Genomic DNA, 400 nt, shown 5'->3' with positions numbered 1-400 from the left:
TGACCATGCAGGTACAGGTAAGACATTCCTCGCAATGTATATGGCACTTGAACAAGTCTTAGACAAAGAAACTCCTTATGAACAGTTACTTATTGTACGCTCTATTGTTCCGACAAAAGAAATAGGATTCTTACCTGGCGATATAGAAGAAAAGATTGCTGTATATGTTGCTCCATACAGATCTTGCGCCAGCGAAATGTTTTATGATAAAGGTGCATATGATAAGTTAAAACATAACGGTTATGTCGATTTCAAGCCTACTTCATTTATACGCGGTGAGACATATCACAACACGATCATACTAGTCGATGAAATGCAGAACTTAAACTTTCACGAATTAGATTCTATTATAACACGAGTCGGTCAAGATAGCAAAATGATTTTCTGCGGCGACTTTTGG

Annotated in this window: 1 protein-coding gene; it reads left to right on the top strand. The window is 37.5% G+C overall.

Annotated features, from left to right (window positions below; all coding sequences use genetic code 11):
* On the top strand, positions 1–400 hold a 400-nt coding region (locus CIL03_RS19495), incomplete at both ends, for a PhoH family protein (protein WP_165768011.1).

The organism is Virgibacillus indicus (assembly GCF_002266285.1).
Taxonomy (GTDB): domain Bacteria; phylum Bacillota; class Bacilli; order Bacillales; family Amphibacillaceae; genus Virgibacillus_K; species Virgibacillus_K indicus.
The sequence above is the reverse complement of the archived record's forward strand: the minus strand, read 5'-3'. Positions and strand labels throughout refer to the sequence as shown.